The 18,055-nt window shown below is 63.8% G+C and carries 17 protein-coding genes; 6 read left to right on the top strand and 11 right to left on the bottom strand.

Features of this window, described 5'->3' with window-relative positions:
• Nucleotides 1–4 precede the first annotated feature (4 nt).
• From BST27_RS02645 to BST27_RS02605, 9 genes are all read right to left on the bottom strand, one after another.
• Nucleotides 5–1,726: an MCE family protein gene (locus BST27_RS02645; protein WP_069418071.1), complete on the bottom strand. Its 1,722-nt coding sequence runs from the start codon at nucleotides 1,724–1,726 to the stop codon at nucleotides 5–7.
• Complete coding sequence (locus BST27_RS02640) at nucleotides 1,727–2,998, bottom strand: MCE family protein (protein WP_069418072.1); 1,272 nt, start codon at nucleotides 2,996–2,998, stop codon at nucleotides 1,727–1,729. It abuts the gene before it with no gap.
• Complete coding sequence (locus BST27_RS02635; protein ID WP_069418196.1) at nucleotides 2,995–4,461, bottom strand: MCE family protein; 1,467 nt, start codon at nucleotides 4,459–4,461, stop codon at nucleotides 2,995–2,997. Before BST27_RS02635 ends, BST27_RS02640 begins: the two co-directional genes overlap by 4 nt.
• Entirely contained in the window at nucleotides 4,425–5,543 is a 1,119-nt protein-coding gene (locus tag BST27_RS02630; protein ID WP_069418194.1) for an MCE family protein, read from the bottom strand. Before BST27_RS02630 ends, BST27_RS02635 begins: the two co-directional genes overlap by 37 nt.
• A complete protein-coding gene (locus BST27_RS02625; RefSeq protein WP_069418073.1) occupies nucleotides 5,543–6,565 on the bottom strand; it encodes an MCE family protein in 1,023 nt (340 codons plus the stop codon). Before BST27_RS02625 ends, BST27_RS02630 begins: the two co-directional genes overlap by 1 nt.
• Complete coding sequence (locus BST27_RS02620; RefSeq protein WP_232007203.1) at nucleotides 6,562–7,761, bottom strand: MCE family protein; 1,200 nt, start codon at nucleotides 7,759–7,761, stop codon at nucleotides 6,562–6,564. Before BST27_RS02620 ends, BST27_RS02625 begins: the two co-directional genes overlap by 4 nt.
• Nucleotides 7,762–7,791: 30 nt before the next feature.
• The gene (locus BST27_RS02615) at nucleotides 7,792–8,637 is read right to left on the bottom strand and encodes an ABC transporter permease (RefSeq protein ID WP_069418074.1); all 846 of its coding nucleotides are present in this window, start codon (nucleotides 8,635–8,637) and stop codon (nucleotides 7,792–7,794) included.
• A 24-nt stretch (nucleotides 8,638–8,661) separates the two neighbouring features.
• Entirely contained in the window at nucleotides 8,662–9,480 is an 819-nt protein-coding gene (locus BST27_RS02610) for an MlaE family ABC transporter permease (RefSeq protein ID WP_069418075.1), read from the bottom strand.
• 310 nt (nucleotides 9,481–9,790) lie between these two features.
• Entirely contained in the window at nucleotides 9,791–10,996 is a 1,206-nt protein-coding gene (locus tag BST27_RS02605) for a CaiB/BaiF CoA transferase family protein (RefSeq protein ID WP_069418076.1), read from the bottom strand.
• Between the two features lie 312 nt (nucleotides 10,997–11,308).
• Between BST27_RS02605 and BST27_RS02600 the strand changes: the two genes are divergently transcribed.
• The 6 genes from BST27_RS02600 (at nucleotide 11,309) to BST27_RS02575 (ending at nucleotide 15,713) form a co-directional block, all read left to right on the top strand.
• Complete coding sequence (locus BST27_RS02600) at nucleotides 11,309–12,010, top strand: SDR family NAD(P)-dependent oxidoreductase (RefSeq protein ID WP_069418077.1); 702 nt, start codon at nucleotides 11,309–11,311, stop codon at nucleotides 12,008–12,010.
• Between the two features lie 15 nt (nucleotides 12,011–12,025).
• Nucleotides 12,026–12,226 carry a ferredoxin gene (locus tag BST27_RS02595; protein WP_069418078.1) on the top strand — a complete coding sequence of 67 codons (201 nt, stop codon included), beginning with the start codon at nucleotides 12,026–12,028 and terminating at the stop codon, nucleotides 12,224–12,226.
• A 14-nt stretch (nucleotides 12,227–12,240) separates the two neighbouring features.
• Nucleotides 12,241–13,605: a cytochrome P450 gene (locus BST27_RS02590; RefSeq protein WP_069418079.1), complete on the top strand. Its 1,365-nt coding sequence runs from the start codon at nucleotides 12,241–12,243 to the stop codon at nucleotides 13,603–13,605.
• Between the two features lie 125 nt (nucleotides 13,606–13,730).
• Complete coding sequence (locus BST27_RS02585; protein ID WP_069418080.1) at nucleotides 13,731–14,174, top strand: hypothetical protein; 444 nt, start codon at nucleotides 13,731–13,733, stop codon at nucleotides 14,172–14,174.
• A gap of 142 nt (nucleotides 14,175–14,316) precedes the next feature.
• Nucleotides 14,317–15,135 (top strand): hypothetical protein, encoded by an 819-nt coding sequence (locus BST27_RS02580; RefSeq protein WP_372515493.1) that lies wholly within the window; start codon nucleotides 14,317–14,319, stop codon nucleotides 15,133–15,135.
• Nucleotides 15,136–15,185: 50 nt separating this feature from the next.
• Nucleotides 15,186–15,713, top strand: coding sequence for a hypothetical protein (locus tag BST27_RS02575; RefSeq protein ID WP_372515494.1), 528 nt, complete (start codon nucleotides 15,186–15,188; stop codon nucleotides 15,711–15,713).
• Between the two features lie 85 nt (nucleotides 15,714–15,798).
• On the opposite strand, the gene BST27_RS02570 is transcribed toward BST27_RS02575, so the two are convergent.
• Together BST27_RS02570 and BST27_RS02565 are read right to left on the bottom strand one after the other, a co-directional pair.
• Complete coding sequence (locus BST27_RS02570) at nucleotides 15,799–16,974, bottom strand: acyl-CoA dehydrogenase family protein (RefSeq protein ID WP_069418082.1); 1,176 nt, start codon at nucleotides 16,972–16,974, stop codon at nucleotides 15,799–15,801.
• Nucleotides 16,958–17,956, bottom strand: a complete 999-nt coding sequence (locus BST27_RS02565) for an acyl-CoA dehydrogenase family protein (RefSeq protein WP_069418083.1) — start codon at nucleotides 17,954–17,956, stop codon at nucleotides 16,958–16,960. The genes BST27_RS02570 and BST27_RS02565 overlap by 17 nt, the downstream gene beginning before the upstream one ends.
• Nucleotides 17,957–18,055: the final 99 nt, after the last annotated feature.

Genomic DNA, 18,055 nt, shown 5'->3' with positions numbered 1-18,055 from the left:
GGCATCAGGTGGGCAGCATGTCCTTCCACGACTTGGGCGCTTTCGGGTCAACGAGATCCGACTGCTGGTACAGCTTCCCGTTCGGACCGACATAACGTCCCGTGTGCGGGTCGTACCGGGCGAACGCGATGGACGGCCCCGCGCCACCACCACCGAATGCGCTTGGCGCAGCATTGGGAACAGGGGGCGCCGCTGGGGCTGCGGCTGGCGCGGGCAGCTCCGCCGCTGAAGGTACGTCGGGTGGCGCTATGGCCGACAGGTCGGTCGCCACGCCCGGCAAGGGTGTCGACGGCACCGGCGGAACAGCCGCGCCAACGGTATCCGGCGGTGGATTCTCTCCCCGTGGCCCCGGCGTTGCGCCGCGCGGCACCGCCCCCGGCGGCAGCGGCGTTCCCTCGACCGGGGCAAAAATTCGGTCGTTGACGGTGACCCGGTCATCGGGCGGGACGCCCTGGGAGAGCAGGTTCGGGTCCAGCGGATAGGGACCGAGGACGTGCTGGCGCATCGCCAGCGGCATGTAGGGCTGGTCGCTGTTGCAGATTTCAACGGTGGGTGCACGCTTGCCCGGGTGACCCATGCAGGGATAGTTGCGGGCACCGCGGACCCCGATCGGTGAGTCCTGCGGGAGTTTGCAATACAACCCGTCCGGCGTGTCGATGTCGGTGAGGTCGCTCGGGGATCGCCATGTGTTGGGCGGCATGAAGCCGACCGTGCAGATGGGCGGATCGTCAATGGTGAGCGCGAAGTCGCCCTGGGCCGTGCCCTCGGGATGGTTCTCCGGGCCAGCGGCCTGCTCGATGGCAACCGCCGACGGCAGCAATACCAGCAACTGCTCCAGCGAGGGGTGGTAAGTGATGCCGATCTGCCCGATGGTGGTGAGGTTGGCGAGCAACACCGGCAGCGTCGGTTTGATTTGTTCGAGCAGCCGGGATGCTTCGTTCGCCGCCTCGGGTCCGTTTTGCAGCAGAGTGCGAACGCTTGCATCGTCCTGAGCGACTACGTCCGTGATCCCCGCGAGGCTGCGCGCCCACGTTCTGATCGCATCGGTGGTGCTTGCTTGCGAATCCAGCAGTGGCCCAGCGTCTTCGGTGAGGGTTTTGGTCTGATCGGCGACGCCGTTGGCGTCATGGGAAATCGTCGTTGTGGAATCGATCAGTGAACCCAGGTCGTAACCGGAACCGTTGAAGCCGTGGAAGGTCTCGTCGAGCAGTTGGCCGAGCTTGGTTTTCGGGATGCTTTGGACCAAAGCGTTGACCTTGTCCAGCATCGGCCCGACCGGCTGCGGGATCGATTCCTTGCCTACCGAGATGACCGAACCGTCGTGCAGGTAGGGCGGCGAATCGGTCCTGGGCCGCAGGTCCACGTACTGTTCACCCACCGCAGAGACACTGAGCACATACGCACCGCACTGATTAGGGGGGCCCGGGCGCTCTGGACACGGCGTCAGGTCCGCGGGGACCTTGGGTGAACTACTAAGCGACAGTGTGGCTTTCGCTCCGGTCGGCGTCAGACTCACCGAGGTGACCTTGCCGAGTTGAACCCCGCGGTAGGTCACGTTGGAAAACCGGTACAGCCCGCCGGCGGCCGGCAATTCCAGCGTCACCGTGATCCGGCCGATGCCCAGCAGAGTCGGCGCCTGGACGTAGACAAGCACCATCGCAATCACGCCGATGGTCCCGACGATCGTGAAGATCGCCAGCTGAATCCGGACGAAGCGGGTCAGCATCTACCCACCACCTTCCGTAGGTGCCATAGCGGGCCCGGGCCCGGGCGCAGGTGCCGGCCCGGGCGCCGGCGCCGGGGTGGGCGCAGGTGGCGGGCCGGGCAGCCGGGCACCGGGCGGAGGCGGGGGCAGCGGCACCCGATCCGGGTCCACCCACGGTGGCCTGATGGGGTCATGCAGCGGATCGTGGGTGTAATTCAGGTAATAGGGGTCCCCCGGCGCCGGCACCAACGGCTGGTCCAGCGCTCCCCAGTGGGTCCCCAACATGAGTCCTCGCTTGAGCCGTGGAATCGACAGGTCCAAATCGACGTGCAGGTTGAAGTAGTCGCCTCGGACCGCTCGGTCGACGAAGTTCTGGGTGAACGGGAACACGAAACTTGCCGCGATCGCCGCGCCGAGTTCCGGTCCGACGTCGGCGAGCGCGCGGATGGTCGGCTCCAGGTTTTTGAGATTGGCGACCAGGTCGGCTTGGGAGTCGTTGATCAACCGGGTGGCGGTGTTACTGAAGACGCGCAGTTTGTCCAGGGCTGCGGTGAAGCGTGGCCTCTCCCTGATCAGCACATCGAGTGCGGGCGGTACCTTGCGCAGCGCCTCGGCGAGAACATCGCGTTGGTCGGCGAATGTGCCGGCCAGCCGGTTCAGCGCGTTGATGGCGTCGACGATGTCGTCCCGCTGGTCGTTCAGTGTTCCGACGAACGTGTCGAGGCGCTTGAGCAGATCGCGTACGGCGCCCTCTCGCCCGGCCAGGGCCGTGGAGAAATTGTGGACGACTTCCCCGATCTGTCCCAGTCCCCCGCCGTTGACGACCGCCGCCAGCGACGACAGCGTCTGCTCTGTCGACGGGTAAGCCGACGACCGACTGAGCGGGATGGTGGCGCCCGGCTGCAGCCGTCCGGTTGCCTGCTGGCCGAGTGGCGGATTGAGTGCCAGATGCATCGAACCCAACAGGCTGGTCTGACCCACCGTGGCTACCACGTTGGCCGGGACGACGACATCGCGCTTCACCGAGATCTCGACGTCGGCGTGCCAGCCTCGCACCCTCATATTGCCGACGCTGCCGACGACGACGTCGTCGATCATCACCGGCGAATTCGACTCCATCGTGCCGACATTCGGGAGTTCGACGTGGTAGATGACGGCCCCCGGCCCGCGTCCCACCGCGCCTGGCAAGGGTAGTGAGTTCAGGCCGCGGAAGGAACATCCCGTCAGCGTCAACACTGCGCAGGCGACAATGGCGAGCATCCGCCGCGCGCGCACCCGTACCCGGGCGATCATGACGACGGCCCTTCGGCCGGCAGCAGCATGCCTGGCAAACCGGGTGCCGGTGGTGGCGGTTCCATCGGCGTCGACGGCGGAGGCGGCAGCGGCATCGCCGCACCCGGTATCCGCGCCGGCGGCTCTGCACCCGGCGGCCCCACCGGATCACCCGGCAGGCCGGTGTAGGCCGACACCGCGGGCGGGATTTCGGGTGGTCCGGGTTTCGGGCCCTCGCCCCCGGGCGCCAGACGCGGTTCGGTGTAGAGGATGTTGGCGGGGTCCATCGACTTCTGCAGGAAGATGTTGATGGGGATCGGCAGACTGTTGAAGTTGAGCACCCGCAACCCCGGACCGAGGAACATTGAGCACAGCTTGCCCGATTCAACCGCGGTGACGTTTTCGATGGCGCCGACTGCCGTGCAGCCGGGTATGGGGATCGGAACCATCAGACCCGAAAACGTGGGATTCGCGAAGTTCATGATCCCGAACCCTCCGACGATGGTTCCGGTGTCGGCGTTGTAGTCGTTGAAGAAGTTGCCAAGCGCGTTCGGCGCTGCGTGCAAGATGTTTTCCAGATCCATGTGGTGGTCGACCAGGTTCTGCGTGACATCGGCCAATCGGGCGATCTGCTCGCTGGTCTGCTCGCGAGTTCCGGCGACGAAGCGCTGCACCTCGCCGACCGCCGTCGACAAATCGGTCAGCGCCGCATCCAGCTCGGATTTGCTGTCGTCCACCACGCTGGTGAGCGTGGCCAGGCGCTCGTTGAACTGGACGATCTGGACGTTGCTGTCGCGCAGGGCACTGACGAAGATCTGCAGGTTTTTGATGATGTCGACGATGTTGCCGCTACCGTCGGCGAGGATCCGGCCCACCCCAGACAGTTGAGCGAGCGTTTGCCGCAGCTTGTCGCCGTTGCCGTCAAGCGCATTGGCGGCACTGTCGATGAACCGGCCCACCGACGTGTCCGAAACACCACTCCTGGGCCCCAAATCCGTTGCCAGCCGCATCAATTGGGTCTTGACCTCGTCCCACTCGACGGGCACCGCGGTCCGATCGACCGGGATCACCCCGCCGTCCTCCATGATCGGACCGCTGGTGCGGTAGGCGGGAGTGAGCTGGACATAGCGGGCAGCTACCAGGTTCGAGGCAACGATCACCGCTTTCGCATCCGCCGGAACGGGCACCGAGCGGTCGACCTGCAGGGTCATCTTGACCTGCGCCCCCTGCGGCTCAACGGATTTGATGGTGCCGACCTTGACACCCGACACACGCACCTCGTCACCGCCGTAGATCCCGGTGGCAGAGGTGAAATAGGCGGTAATCGTGTGTGGGGCAAAGAACGTCTTGCGGACCAGCACAGCAGCGCCGGCAACGACAAGCCCTACCAGGACAACCGCCGTCACGATCGCGAGCGGCTTGCGCCGACTTGAGGGAATCCGAGCAATCACTGCGATCCCCCAACCCTGTTGCCCAATGTGCATTCGGGGCATACCGGAATACCGTTGTATGGCCATGGAGTCAGCGACCGAGGTATCGGCGACGGGTAGCCAGGACCTTTTGACGTGTCGAAGGTACGGAATCCCCAGAGGTAATCCAGGATCGGTTGGAACAGTTGCGGGGCAAGGAAGTTCGGGACGAAAGCCTGATAAGCGTACATGCTGGAGATGCCCTCACCAACGGTGATCTGGAACTTCTTGAGACCCACCAATGCTTTGCCGATGTTGTCGCGGTTCTTTTCCAGCATCGCGGTCACCGAATTCAGCCGCTCCAGCGTCGGTGCCAATTTGCTTTCGTTCTCGTGCACCAAGGCCGTCAGCTGTTTGGCCACCGCCGAGGTGTTGGACAGCAGGTCCACGATCTGCTGCCGGCGCGCCACCAGTACTTGGAGCAGAGCGTCAGAGTTCAGGATGAGTCTGTTGACCTGCTGGCTGCGTTCGGAGAGGATCCCGGTGACGTCGCCTGCGGTCTTGAACAACTCGCCAAGGTTCTTGTTGCGGCTGTTGAGAGTGCGTGACAGCCGGGTGACCGCGTCGAAGGCCGGTCCCAATTGGGGTGCGATCTGGTCGAGTGTCGCCGACAGTGTGTCCAGCGACTGATTCAGCGTCGCGGTGTCGGTTCCGGCGGTTTCCGTGGTCAGGTCGCTGACCGCTTCCGTCAACGAGTAGGGCGAAGACGTGCGCGAGACGGGAATGACGGCCATCGGATGCAGCTTGCCGCTGCCTGCGGACTCCACTGTCAGCACCCGCTCGCCCAGCAGCGTGCCCGTGCGGATGTGCGCCGAAGTCTCCGAGCCGAGCAGGATGTTGCCCTTTATCGCGAACGTCACCAGGGCATCGCCGTGGCTCAGTTCGACACTCGACACGGTGCCGACCTTCAGGCCCGATACCGTCACGGGGTTACCCGGCGTAAGGCCGCCGGCTTCGGAGAAGAGGGCCTGGTACCTGACCATCGTCGCCCATGCGATGAACCGGTCGGGGGACAGGCCAACCAAGATCGTCAGCGTGATCAAGACCGCGCCGATGAATCCGGCCTTGATCAACCCAATTCCGCGATATTTCTGCATCAGGGTTCCGTGCACCTTCCCGCATCTGACCTGAATATCGGGGCCTTCACCGTCCTGCCCTGAAGGTCGGTGCCGCGGAGTTCCAACTGGCACAGGAAGTACGGGATGGTGGAGCCGTTCACGCCGAGTCGGACCAGCCTGCGGTAGTTCTGTGGCGCCTTCGCGATTGCAGCTTCGATGCGGTCCCGGTCGTTGTCGAGTATCGGCGCCAACCGATTCAGCTGATCGATCGTGCCGGACAGTGGCGGCCGCGCGCTGCTCAGCAGATCGGCCAGCGAAGCGGTTCCGTTGTCCAGAGCGGTGATAGCGGCGCCGATGGTGTCGCGGTCGTCCGACAGCCCGCTGACCAGCCGCTCCAGGCGGTCGACCGCGTTGGAGAACTTGGTGCCGTCCTTGGAGATCGTGCCGATCACGACGTTGAGGTTGTCGATCAGTTGCTGCACGGCTTGATCGTTGTCGGCCAAGGCATTTGAAAACGAAGTCGTCTTGGTGAACAGGGATTCGAGAGTCCCGCCTTGACCCTGGAAGACCTGCAGCAATGCTGAGGTCAGCGCATTGACATCGCGCGCATTCAGACCCTGAATTACGGGTTTCAGTCCGCCGAGCAGCAGATCGAGGTCAAGCGCAGGCGCGGTGCGTTCGATGGGAATCTGACCGCCGGGCGGCAGATGTCTGGCCGGGCCCGGACCGTCGAGAAGTTCGAGGTAGCGATCACCCACCAGGTTGAGGTAGCGGACCGCCGCCCGGGTGCCCTCGGTAAGGACGACGCTGCGGTCGGTGTCGAACTTCACCAGGACTTTCTTGTCCGGCTGCAGCGAAACGCTGTTGACCGTGCCCACCCGGATCCCGGCGACCCGCACCGACTCGCCCTGTCTGAGACGCGACACGTCGGAGAACACCGCCGAATATCCGGTCGTGGAACCGGTCCGGTACTGGCCGAAGATGAAGAACAAGGTGGCGGTCAGCAGGGCCATCACGGCCGCGAAGATCGCGACTTTGATCAGTGGGGCGCGTGTCCTCATCCGGGCATTCCGATCCCGACGGAGTTGCGTGGCGGTCCGGCGATCGGCCCGTACAACAGCTGTTTGAGCAGATCGGAGTTGATCAGCAACTGCTGGTTTCCGTACCCCACGGGGTTGGCGCCGATGTCTGCGATCAGCTGCTTTGGATGCGAGTTGAACGGTATTCGCGGCAATTCCATGCACTGCGGGCCGCCTGTCGCCGCGACCTTGGGCAGATTCGTCGGATACCGATAGCGTTCGCCGCCCCATGTGAGGCTCGCCGTTATGTTGATACTCGGTTCCGACAATGGCGGGGCGTGCGAGAGCACTACCAGACCGCCCAGGGCGCAGGTGAACACCTCGTGGTATTCGGAGGTCAGATCGGTGGTCGGCACCAGCAGATGCAACACATTAGTCAAGGGTTCACGGTTCGCGGACAAGACATCGTTGCCGATGTCGGCCAAGCCGATCGCGCTGATCAGCAATGCATCCAGGTTGCTCTGCTCGTCGACGAGTGTCTGGCTGATCCGGGACGCGTTGGAGACGGTCCGCACCAGGTCCGGCGCCGCGTCGGCGTAGGCGTTCGACACCTCCGGTAAGACCGTGAGGTCGTGACGGAGTGCGGGGAGGCTCGGCTCGAGATTGGCCAGAAACGAATCGAAATCGCTCAGCGACTGGCCAAGCTTGGCGCCCCGCCCGCTGAAAGCCTGTGCCAGTGCGCCCAGCGACTCGTTGAGCTTCGCCGGGTCGATCTGGTTCAGCACCTCCACCAATTGCTGGAATACCGTGTTGATTTCGACCATGACGTGGTCGCCCGTCAGCGTCTGGCCGGCACGTAGCCGTTGCCCCGAGGGATTGTCCGGCGCTATCAGCTCGACCGACTTAGCGCCGAACACCGTCGACGACGCGATGTTGACGTGCACGTCGGCGGGAATGTATTGCAACTGCGACGGGTAGATCGCCAGGTGGATCGCCGCCCGGCCGTTCGGCAGCGGCTCGATCGATTCAACCTTGCCCACCGGCACGCCGCGCATCTTGACCTTGGCGTCGGCGTTCATCACCAGGCCGGCGCGCTGTGAGATCACGGTCACCGGCACGGTGTCGGTGAGATCGCCCCGGAACAGGGTCACCGCCAGCGTGAAGATCGCCACGATCACCACGACGGTCCCCAGCCCAAGCAGTGGCCGCACGTACGCTCGGCCGGAGCTGCGCGTCACTTTCTTTCCACCGCGTTCATCACCGTTTCCCTAGCCGGACAGGTTGAAGTTTCCGTTGGCGCCGTAAACGGCGAGCGAAACCAGGAGGATCACTGACACGACCACGATCAGCGAAGTCCGCACCGCGTTACCGGTCGCGACCCCTACGCCGGCCGGTCCGCCCGATGCGAAATAGCCGTAGTACGTATGGATCAACAGGATCGTGATCGCCATCGCGATGGCTTGCAGGAACGACCAAAGCAGGTCGATCGGATTCAAGAACGTGGTGAAGTAGTGGTTGTACAACCCGCTTGATTGGCCGAAGAGCATCACGGTGATGAACTGGCTGGCCAGGAACGACAGGACGACGGCGATGCTGTACAAGGGCGTGATCGCCAACATTCCGGCCATGATCCGGGTACTCACGAGATACGAGATCGGCCGGATCGCCATGGATTCCAGGGCGTCGATTTCTTCGTTGATCCGCATGGCACCCAACTGAGCCGTGACGCCGGCACCGAAGGTGGCTGCCAAACCGATACCCGCGACAACTGGCGCTGCGATGCGAACGTTGATGAACGCTGAAAGAAATCCGGTCAACGCCTCGATGCCGATGTTGCCCAGTGAGCTGTATCCCTGGACCGCCAGCGTGCCGCCCGCGGCGAGCGTCATGAACCCGACAATCGCGAGCGTCCCGCCAATCATCGCCAAAGTCCCTGCACCCATGCTGATTTCGGCGATGAGGCGGATGATCTCCCGCCGGTAACGAGTGACCGCGAATGGTATACCTGCCAGCGCTTTGCCGTAGAACACCGTGTGATCGCCCACTCGCCCCAAGGCGACGACCGGTCTTTCGATTTGTCGCGTCAGACGCGGATAGGTAGCGCGCAGTGCCATCGCGTGTCCTACACCTCCTTCGCGCTACTTGGTCGAGAACCGGATACCGATAGCGGTGACAACTACATTGACAACCATGAGCGACATGAACGCGAACACCACGGTTTCGTTCACAGCGTTGCCCACCGCCTTGGCGCCGCCGCCCGACACCGTGAGCCCGCGATAACATGCGACCAATCCGGCGATCAGACCGAAAAGCGCTGCCTTGACACACGAAATGATCATCTCCGGAACGCCGGTCAACAACGTGATGCCCGCCGCGAACGCACCGGGATTAACGTCTTGAACGAATACCGAAAAGATGTAGCCGCCAAGGATGCCGATGATGACCACCAGGCTGTTCAGCAGTAGCGCAACCAGTCCGGCGGCCAGCATGCGCGGCGTCACCAAACGCTGAATTGGATTGATACCCAACACTTCCATCGCGTCGATCTCTTCGCGGATCGTGCGCGAACCCAGGTCCGCGCACATCGCGGTCGCCCCGGCACCGGCCACAATCAGCACGGTCACAAGGGGGCCGACCTGAGTGACCGCGCCGAAAGCGGCACCGGCACCGCTGAGGTCCGCGGCGCCGAGTTCGCGCAACAAGATGTTGAGCGTGAAGCTCACCAGAACCGTGAACGGAATCGCCACCAACAGCGTGGGCAACAACGAGACGCGGGCGACAAACCAGGACTGTTCGAAGAACTCCCGCGTCTGGAAGGGCCTGCGGAACAGGAACCGGATCGCGTCTGCCGACATCGCAAACAGGCCACCGACTGCCTGCATTGCCCCGGAGAAGCCTGAGGGCAGCGATATTCCGGGTGACCAGCGATTCGCGTCCTTGTTCGACCTATTCGCCATCGACCACAGGCGCCTTCGGCTCGAGAGGCCAAACTCGCGGCGACAAGGACGTCAAGGACGAAATGTGCGGCGAATCGCAAGATCTCGGCTTCGCGAGGCCGTTCAAGGTCTCCCTCCTCACGCCAGCCCTCCGTTCCGTTGCGTGAGTTGGCGCCGCAACACGATGCCGGCCCGGCCCAGCGTCCACGAATTGCAGCGTGCAGCGATTATTACTCATCCAGCGCTCCAGCGGAATGGAAAACCAAAACCGTTATCGGACACCCCGTGAACCGATATGAGTTTCGCCCTCCGCATCTACACACTCAAGCCCCTAGGTGACGGCGCCGGCTGTCTTCAGTTCGATGATGCGGTCCCAGTCCAACCCTAGTTCCAACAGGATTTCGTCTGTCTGCTCGGCGAATCCGGGAGCGGGGCCGGTCTGCGGCGCCGTGACGTCGAACTGCACCGGGTTGGCGGCGAGGTCGAGTTCGCCTGCGCGGACTATATATTCGTTCGCGCGGATCTGCGGGTCGGCTGCCACTTGCAGGGTGTCCTGCACCGGTGCCCAGGGCCCGGCGAGAGTGGCAAAGCGTTCGCTCCACTCGGCAAGCGTGCGGGTTGCGATGACCTTTTTCAAGATCTCAACCGCTTCTGCTGTGTTGGCGGCGATTCTTTCCGCGTCGGCGAAGCGTGGGTCGTCGATCAAGTCCGGTCGGTCGATGTGCTTGCACACGTCGGCCCAGTACTTGCCGGGCTGCATCATCACCAGGGATATGTGGCGGCCGTCGGCCGTCGGGTATACGCCCACGAGGGGGTTGATCGGCGAACCGTGGACGCCGGCCGGCGGCGCTTGCAGCAACTGACCGAGGTGGTTCGTCAGCGCCACCGTGTGGCCCATCGACCAGACGCCGCTACCGAGTAATGAAACGTCGACGACGGACGGTTCGCCGCTGCGCTCGCGCTTGAGCAACGCCGCCGCGATGCCGCCGGCGAGGTTGGTGCCGGAGATCGTGTCGCCGAAGGCAGGTCCCGGGGGATTGATCATCCCCTCGTAGCCCATCGGCGTGATCGTCGCCGCGGTTCCCGCCCGGCACCAGAACGCGGTCATGTCGTAGCCGCCCTTGTCGGACTCAGAGCCACGCGGACCGAGGGCGCTGCCACGCGCGTAGATGATGTTCGGGTTCACCGCACGGATGTCGTCGACGTCGATCCCGAACTTCTGTCGAGCGTCAGGCAGGAAGCTGGTGAGGAACACATCGGACCGCCGGGCCAACTCGTGCAGAACTTCCTTGCCCTCGGGCACCGACATGTCCAGGCCGATGCTGCGCTTGCCGCGGTTGGCGTGCTCGATGTTGGGGTTGGGGTCGCCCTCGACCCGCAGCATGCCGGTCTGCCGCAGGCCGCGCTGGGGATCGCCGGTCACCGCATGCTCGACCTTGATCACGTCGGCACCCCATTCGGCCAGGACGGCGCCCGCCGACGGGACGAACCCGTACATCGCGACCTCCAAGACGCGGATGCCCTCCAGCGGGTTCATGCCTCCCCCTTGAGCCGTGTCTGCGCAGGCATGGTCAAACCCCCAGTGTGGTGAGTGTCACGAAAATTTCATTCTCTTCCCCGGCGAATACTACATTCGAGCCCGGAGAATTCAACAAATCCTCAGGAACGGGACAAAGTCACTGACCGGCTGAGCGACCGCTCAACAGAACGCGCCTGCGGCCTCTCACCGCAGGCCGAAGGCTTTTTCGCACTCGCTTGCGAGCCGCTTCGGCGCGAGAGTAAGGTTCTCATAATTGCGAGGGAGATTCTTTTTGAGTGAGATGCAACGCCTTGTAGCAAAGGCCTCCACATGAAGACCGCCGTCGTGACCGGTGGTGGATCCGGCATCGGTCTGGCCGTCGCGCGTCGGCTGCGTGCCGACGGTCTCGACGTGGCGACGATCGACCTCAAGCCGTCGGACGACGACCTCGCCTACACCGCCGACGTGACGAACCGGTCGCAGGTCGACGCCGCCGTCTCGGCGATCCGCGACCGGCTGGGCCCGATCTCCGTTCTGGTGAATGCCGCCGGTCTGGACGGGTTCAAGAAGTTCACCAACATCACCTTCGAGGACTGGCAGCGCGTGATCGATGTCAACCTCAATGGGGTCTTCCACACGATCCAGGCGGTGCTGCCCGACATGGTGGAGGCCGGCTGGGGACGGATTGTCAACATCTCCTCGTCGAGCGCGCATTCCGGCCAACCCTTTATGGCGCACTACGTGGCCGCCAAGTCCGCGGTCAACGGGCTCACCAAGTCGCTGGCACTCGAGTACGGGCCGAGCGGCATCACGGTCAACGCCGTGCCTCCCGGTTTCATCGACACCCCGATGTTGCGGAAGGCCGAGACCCAGGGCTTGCTCGGCGACGTGGAGCAGACCATCGCTCGGACTCCGGTGCGCCGGATAGGCAGGCCGGAAGATATCGCCGCCGCGTGCGCCTTTCTGGTGTCGGAAGAAGCCGGCTACATCACCGGTCAGATATTGGGCGTCAACGGCGGCCGCAACACCTGAGCTCAAGGAGACACCGTGAAGGTATGGGTTGATCCCGAACGCTGCCAGGGCCACACGCTGTGCGCGATGATCGCTCCGGAAGCTTTCCAGCTCAGCGACATCGACGGCAGTTCCTCGGCGGTCAGCGAGGTGGTTCCGGCCGACCAACAGGACCGGGTCCGCGAAGCCGCGCACTCCTGTCCGGAGCAGGCCATCCTCGTGACGAACGAAACGTAAAGGGGCAGGCCACTTTGAGTGTGGACGACATCGTCAGCGACAGCGATCGGAAGAAGAACCCGTACCACTTCGATCGGCACGCGGCCGACTACCGGGAGAAGTTCGAGAGCATCACCGAGGAGATGCACGCCAGGTGCCCGATGGCGTGGACGGACACCTACGGCGGACACTGGGTCGCGGCCGGCAGCACCGAGGTGTTCGAGCTGGCACGATGCCCGGCGGTCTCCAACGATCACGACATCCACGGTGAACGACGCGGCTACAAAGGCATTTCGATCCCGACGGCCAGCCGAGCGAGCGTAGTACGGGGCGGCATCCTGGAAATGGATGACCCCGAGCACCGCACCTACCGCACGGTGCTGAACCCATATCTGTCCCCTGCCGCGGTCAAGCGCTGGGAGCCGTTCATCGACGACGTGACCCGCGCCTGTCTGGACGAGAAGATCGAGACGGGCCACATCGACTTCGTCGACGATCTGGCCAACATCGTGCCCGCCGTGCTGACGCTGGCGATGCTGGGCATCCCGCTGAAGAAGTGGAACCTATACAGCGAGCCGGTCCATGCCGCCGTATACACCCCGGAGCATTCCCCCGACATCGAGCGGGTCACCGCGATGCACCGGGAGATGGGCCTCGACATGGTCAACAACATGCTGGAGATTCGCGAGAATCCACGTCCCGGCATCGTGAATGGGCTGCTGCAGATGCGGATCGACGGCGAACCGGCTCCGGACCTGGAGATTCTGGGCAATCTCGGCTTGGTCATCGGCGGCGGGTTCGACACCACGACGGCGCTGACCGCGCATTCGCTGGAATGGCTTTCGGAGAATCCCGAGCAGCGAGAACGCCTGCGGGACAACCTGGACACCCTGCTCGACCCGGCGACCGAGGAGTTCTTGCGCTTCTTCACCCCGGCACCCGGCGACGGCAGAACATTCTCCGACGATGTCGAAGTCAATGGCTATCGGTTCAAAGAGGGTGAGCGGCTGTGGGTTTCGTGGGCCATGGCCAATCGCGACCCGTCGGTGTTCCCCGAACCGAACGCGATCGTCCTTGACCGTAAGGGCAACCGGCACTTCAGCTTTGGTATCGGCGTGCATCGGTGCATCGGATCGAACGTGGCGCGCACCGTGTTCAAGTCCATGCTGACCGCGGTGCTTGACAGGATGCCCGACTACCACTGCGATCCCGATGGCGCCGTGCACTACGAGAGCATCGGTGTCATTCAGGGCATGCGCAAGCTGCCGGCCACCTTCACGCCCGGGCGCCGGGTCGGTGCCGGTCTCGACGAAACCCTGGATAAGTTGCAACGCATTTGCGATGAACAAGAGCTCGCCAGGCCCGTCACGGAGCGCAAGGAAGCCGCGGTCATCGACTAGTGGCGATCGCAATCCCGGCCGTCGCGCTGCCCCTCATGGCCGGCCCATTGACGCGCACGATTTTTCAGACTAGGCCTGTGCAGTGTGGCCGCGCTCTATATTGAGTCCAAGCGCGTGTGCTAGAGATGGGAGACGCGTCGGTGAAGACTTTCGCAGTTGGCATTGCGCTTGCCTTGGCCGGGCTGACAATTGCGCCGGCCGCCCACGCGGACATGCAGGTTGGCAACTATTTGGCGAACACGGACCGGGACCGCGGCCACAGCTGGATCTGGGCGATCAGGCCGTGCACTTCTCGCGCACCGGGATGTCTGACCATCCAAGCGGTGCCGCAACCCAACGGGCAAGCGGCGCCCTACAAAGCAGACGCGTGGCTGTCCAATGGCCGCTACACCATGACCGTCGATGTGCCAGACGGTGTGCGCTGCGTGGTCCAGTTTTTTCCCTCGCATGACGTCTATTCGTGGGACGCGGTCACATTGAGCGGTGAATTGGTCACCACGTACGACACCGGGTGTGGCGGCGGACCAGGAGGCACCGACACTTATCCCTTCACGCTTGTGCGATGGTAGCCGCGAACGCCTTTGTTTTCGGCAACGATTCCCGCGCAGAACCCGGGTGGACGTGCGCACCGGCTCGCCCGCTTCATCGAAGCGCGTGCCTACTCAATTGATATCGGAGTTATGTCGATGATGATGACGCGCGGGAAGCGCAGTGGGTAAGGCGAAGCCAGCGTCCCAAGATTCGGCGATATCGCAAGCCGAGGCGATGGCATTGCTGGAGGAAGCCGAGGCAGAAGCCGCCGAAGCAGAAGCGTTGGCCGCCGCCGCTCGCGCGCGTGCCCGTGTCGCCCGGCTACGGCGCGAAGCGCAGGAGAAGACCGAAGCGGCCGAGGCTAAATCCGAATCGGCCGAGATCACTGAGGTAGAAACCGCCGACCAACAAAGCCTCGACGTCGAAGAGTCCGATGAGGAGACCGCAGAAGCGACCGTCGAGGTTGCGGCACCGGAATCGCGGCGGCCGAGGCGGATCAGGGCCGCAACCCGGCTGCCGTCACTATCAGCAACTGTCAAAGTGGTTGCGATCATCCTCATCTGCGCATTTGCCGGCGCAAGCGGATACATGGTGTGGGAAGACCACAACGCCGCCGAGCGGCGACAGCGCGCCGCGAACTTCATCGCCGGGGCCAAGCAGGGCGTGGTCAACATGGCGTCTTTGGACTTCCACCGGGCCAAGGAGGACGTCCAGCGGCTGCTTGACAGCTCCACCGGCCAGTTCCGCGACGAATTTCAGCAGCGTGCAAAGGATTTCGTGCGGGTGGTCGAGGAGTCCCAAGTAGTAACGCAGGGAACGATCAACGCGGCGGCCGTCGAATCCATGGCTGAGCATTCCGCATCGGTGTTGGTCTCGGCGACCTCGACGATCACCAATGCCGATGGCGCCAAGGACGAACCGCGCGTGTGGCGGCTGCGGGTAACCGTGACCGAAGAAGGCGGACAGTACAAGATGTCGAAATTGGAGTTCGTGCCGTGACCGATCAAACCCAAGACATCGAAACCACCGAAACCATCGACGACTCCCCCATACGAACCGTACGCGAGCCGCGTACCCGGTCACGCGCGCCGCTCAAGGTGAAGGTCGTTCCTGCGACCCTGATGCTCCTGCTGCTGATATCCGCGGGTGTGGCGACGTGGGTGTACGTCGAGCGCTATCAGCCAAACCGACAAACCGATCCCAGCGTCGCCCGCGCGGTTGCCAGCGCGGCCTCCGAGGGAACGGTTGCGCTGCTCTCGTATTCACCCGAGTCGCTCGACAAGGACTTCGCCACCGCCAAGGCACACCTTTCCGGCAATTTCCTGTCGTACTACAACCAATTCACCGAGCAGATCGTGGCCCCGGCGGCCAGGCAGAAGGCGCTGAAAACCACTGCCCACGTTGTGGGGACCGCGGTGTCGGAGTTGCACCCGGACTCGGCCGTTGTCCTGGTGTACGTCAACCAGATCACCACAAGCAAAGACAATCCGGATCCCTCCGTGTCGGCCAGCAGTGTCCTGGTGAGCTTGAGCCGCATTGACGGCAACTGGCTGATCACCAAGTTCGACCCGGTCTAGGACACACCAATCCCCCGCGAGCAGACGCAAACTTGGGTGTAATCGCCTGCAATCACACAAGTTTGCGTCTGCTCGCGGTGAAAGGTTAGCCGCGGGGCAGCCCGAGCACCCGCTGTGCGATGATGTTGCGCTGGATCTCAGACGTCCCGCCGGCGATGGTGCCCGAGAAGCTGCGGGCGTAGCGTTCGAACCAACTAGCGAAGTAATGGTCGAGGTTCATCGGCGCGTACGGACCGGTCAACGCGGGGTGTACCAGTCCATCGGGCCCCGCAGCCTCTAGCGCATGTTGACTAATACGCAATTCTGCCTCGGAGCCAAGCAATTTCAGCACCGAGATCGCGGCCGTATCATCCTCACCGCGAGCGGCGCGAGCCAGCGCCACCGACCCCAGCAACCGCAACGCCTGCTTGTCCATGATCGTGCTGGCGTACTGGTCACGGTCCAGTGCGGTGACGGGATGGAAGTCGGCGAGCATGTTGTCCATCCGGTCGGCGAAGCCCAACCACATCATCGTGCGTTCGTGCCCAAGAGACCCATTGGCCACCCGCCACCCCTCGTTGAGCGGGCCGACCAGGTTCTCCACGGGCACCCGGACGTCGGTGAAGAACACCTCGTTGAAATCCAGGTCGTCGATGTCGCATATCGACGGAAAAGGCCGACGCACCAACCCTTCGGTGTCGGTCGGTATCACCAAGGCGCTGATGCCCTTGTGTTTCGGCGCATCGGGATCGGTGCGGACAAAGGTCAACAACACATCGGCGTCGTGGGCTCCCGACGTCCACACCTTCTGCCCGTTGACCACAAAGTAATCGCCGTCCCGCACCGCCCGGGTGCGCAACGATGCCAGATCCGAACCCGCACTCGGTTCACTCATGCCCAGCGAGGCGGTGATCTCGGCACGCAGTATCGGCACCGCCCAACGACGTTTCTGCTCATCGCTGCCGAATGACAACAGCGACGCCGCAACGATATTCACGCCTTGCGGATTCAGACTGTGGTAGATCCGGCGCCGGCACAGTTCCTCGAGGTAGACGTACTGCTGCAGCACGGTCGCGTTGCGCCCACCGAACTCCGGCGGCTGAGTGGGCAGCAGCCAGCCGTTGTCGAAGAGCAGGCGCTGCCAGCGGCGCGCCCACTGCGGCATATGCGACACCGAGCGCGGGCGCTCCAGCGTTTCGCTTGCGGGAGGGAGGTTTTCGTCGAGGAAGGCCGAGAATTCCGCCCGGAACTCCTCGACGTCGGAATCAAAAGTCAGCTGCACGGTACTCCTCGGCAATCAGTGCCCGATGCTCCGCCGCCCCACCGAGCATCAGTTCACCCGCCTTGGCCCGCTTCAGCGCAAACTGCAGGTCGTTCTCCCAGGTGAAACCCATTGCGCCGTGCAGTTGCAGGCCGTGTCGAAAGACGAGCGACTGACACTCGCCGGCCGAGGCTTTGGCCATGGCGGCGGCCAAGCGCCGACGAGGATCATCGGCGGCGATCGTCAACGCGGCGAAATAGGCCAGAGCCCGGGCGCGCTGCACGGCGACGTGCATGTCGGCGGCCTTGTGCTGAACCGCCTGGAACGAGCCGATCGGCACCCCGAACTGGTGACGGCTGCGCACGTGCTCGAGCACCAGATCGAGGATGCGTTGGCAGGCGCCGACCATCGTGAGTGCCATGCCGGTCAACGCGACGTGACGAGCGCGTTCGGCATCGACGGCGACCCGGGCTGTGTCGGGAACCCGGACCTGAGCGAACGTCAGGTCCGCCACGTGTAACACCGGGTCGAATACCGCCTCACGCCGGGCCGAGACCTGGCTGGCCTCGGTGACGAACACGCCCGCCTCCGTCACCACCGCCAACCGGTCCACCCGGTCGCCGTCGAGCACATGGCGCGCCGTTCCATCCAGCACCCAGCCGTCGGCGTCTCGGCGCGCCGTCACCCCCGAGTACACGGCGGAGCCCGACTGGTGCGGGTCAAACTGCGGTCCGGCCAACGGCGCGAACTGGCTCATCGTCGCCAGAAACGGTGTGGGATCGGTGGCGTGGCCCAGCTCTTCGAGCACGATCGCCAGTTCCACCGCGCTGTCCGGTTCGTTCAGCTCGGTCCAGCCGAGGTCCAGGTAGACCTTCCACAGCGGGCTGGTGTCGACGCCTTTTTCGGCCACGCTGCGCACCAGGGAGGGCGGACATTGTTTCGTGACGACGTCGCGCACCGTGTCCTGCCACAGGCGCTGATCCGCATCGAACTCCAACAGCATCGTCGGCCGCCTCCTGTCCTCACCGCGTTGTGAGAATAGCATTCTCTCAAGTGGAAGTAGTAATCTCTCAATTTGGCTATGAGGTTTGAGGTGCGAACC

This window comes from Mycobacterium intermedium (genome assembly GCF_002086275.1).
Lineage (GTDB): Bacteria > Actinomycetota > Actinomycetes > Mycobacteriales > Mycobacteriaceae > Mycobacterium > Mycobacterium intermedium.
The sequence above is the reverse complement of the archived record's forward strand: the minus strand, read 5'-3'. Positions and strand labels throughout refer to the sequence as shown.

Bases quoted from the DNA above. Each gene is read 5' to 3' on its own strand.
- BST27_RS02645 (WP_069418071.1), bottom strand. From the start codon at position 1,726: ATGCTGACCCGCTTCGTCCGGATTCAGCTGGCGATCTTCACGATCGTC.
- BST27_RS02640 (WP_069418072.1), bottom strand. From the start codon at position 2,998: ATGATCGCCCGGGTACGGGTGCGCGCGCGGCGGATGCTCGCCATTGTC.
- BST27_RS02635 (WP_069418196.1), bottom strand. From the start codon at position 4,461: ATGCACATTGGGCAACAGGGTTGGGGGATCGCAGTGATTGCTCGGATT.
- BST27_RS02630 (WP_069418194.1), bottom strand. From the start codon at position 5,543: ATGCAGAAATATCGCGGAATTGGGTTGATCAAGGCCGGATTCATCGGC.
- BST27_RS02625 (WP_069418073.1), bottom strand. From the start codon at position 6,565: ATGAGGACACGCGCCCCACTGATCAAAGTCGCGATCTTCGCGGCCGTG.
- BST27_RS02615 (WP_069418074.1), bottom strand. From the start codon at position 8,637: ATGGCACTGCGCGCTACCTATCCGCGTCTGACGCGACAAATCGAAAGA.
- BST27_RS02610 (WP_069418075.1), bottom strand. From the start codon at position 9,480: ATGGCGAATAGGTCGAACAAGGACGCGAATCGCTGGTCACCCGGAATA.
- BST27_RS02605 (WP_069418076.1), bottom strand. From the start codon at position 10,996: ATGAACCCGCTGGAGGGCATCCGCGTCTTGGAGGTCGCGATGTACGGG.
- BST27_RS02600 (WP_069418077.1), top strand. From the start codon at position 11,309: ATGAAGACCGCCGTCGTGACCGGTGGTGGATCCGGCATCGGTCTGGCC.
- BST27_RS02585 (WP_069418080.1), top strand. From the start codon at position 13,731: ATGGGAGACGCGTCGGTGAAGACTTTCGCAGTTGGCATTGCGCTTGCC.
- BST27_RS02565 (WP_069418083.1), bottom strand. From the start codon at position 17,956: ATGCTGTTGGAGTTCGATGCGGATCAGCGCCTGTGGCAGGACACGGTG.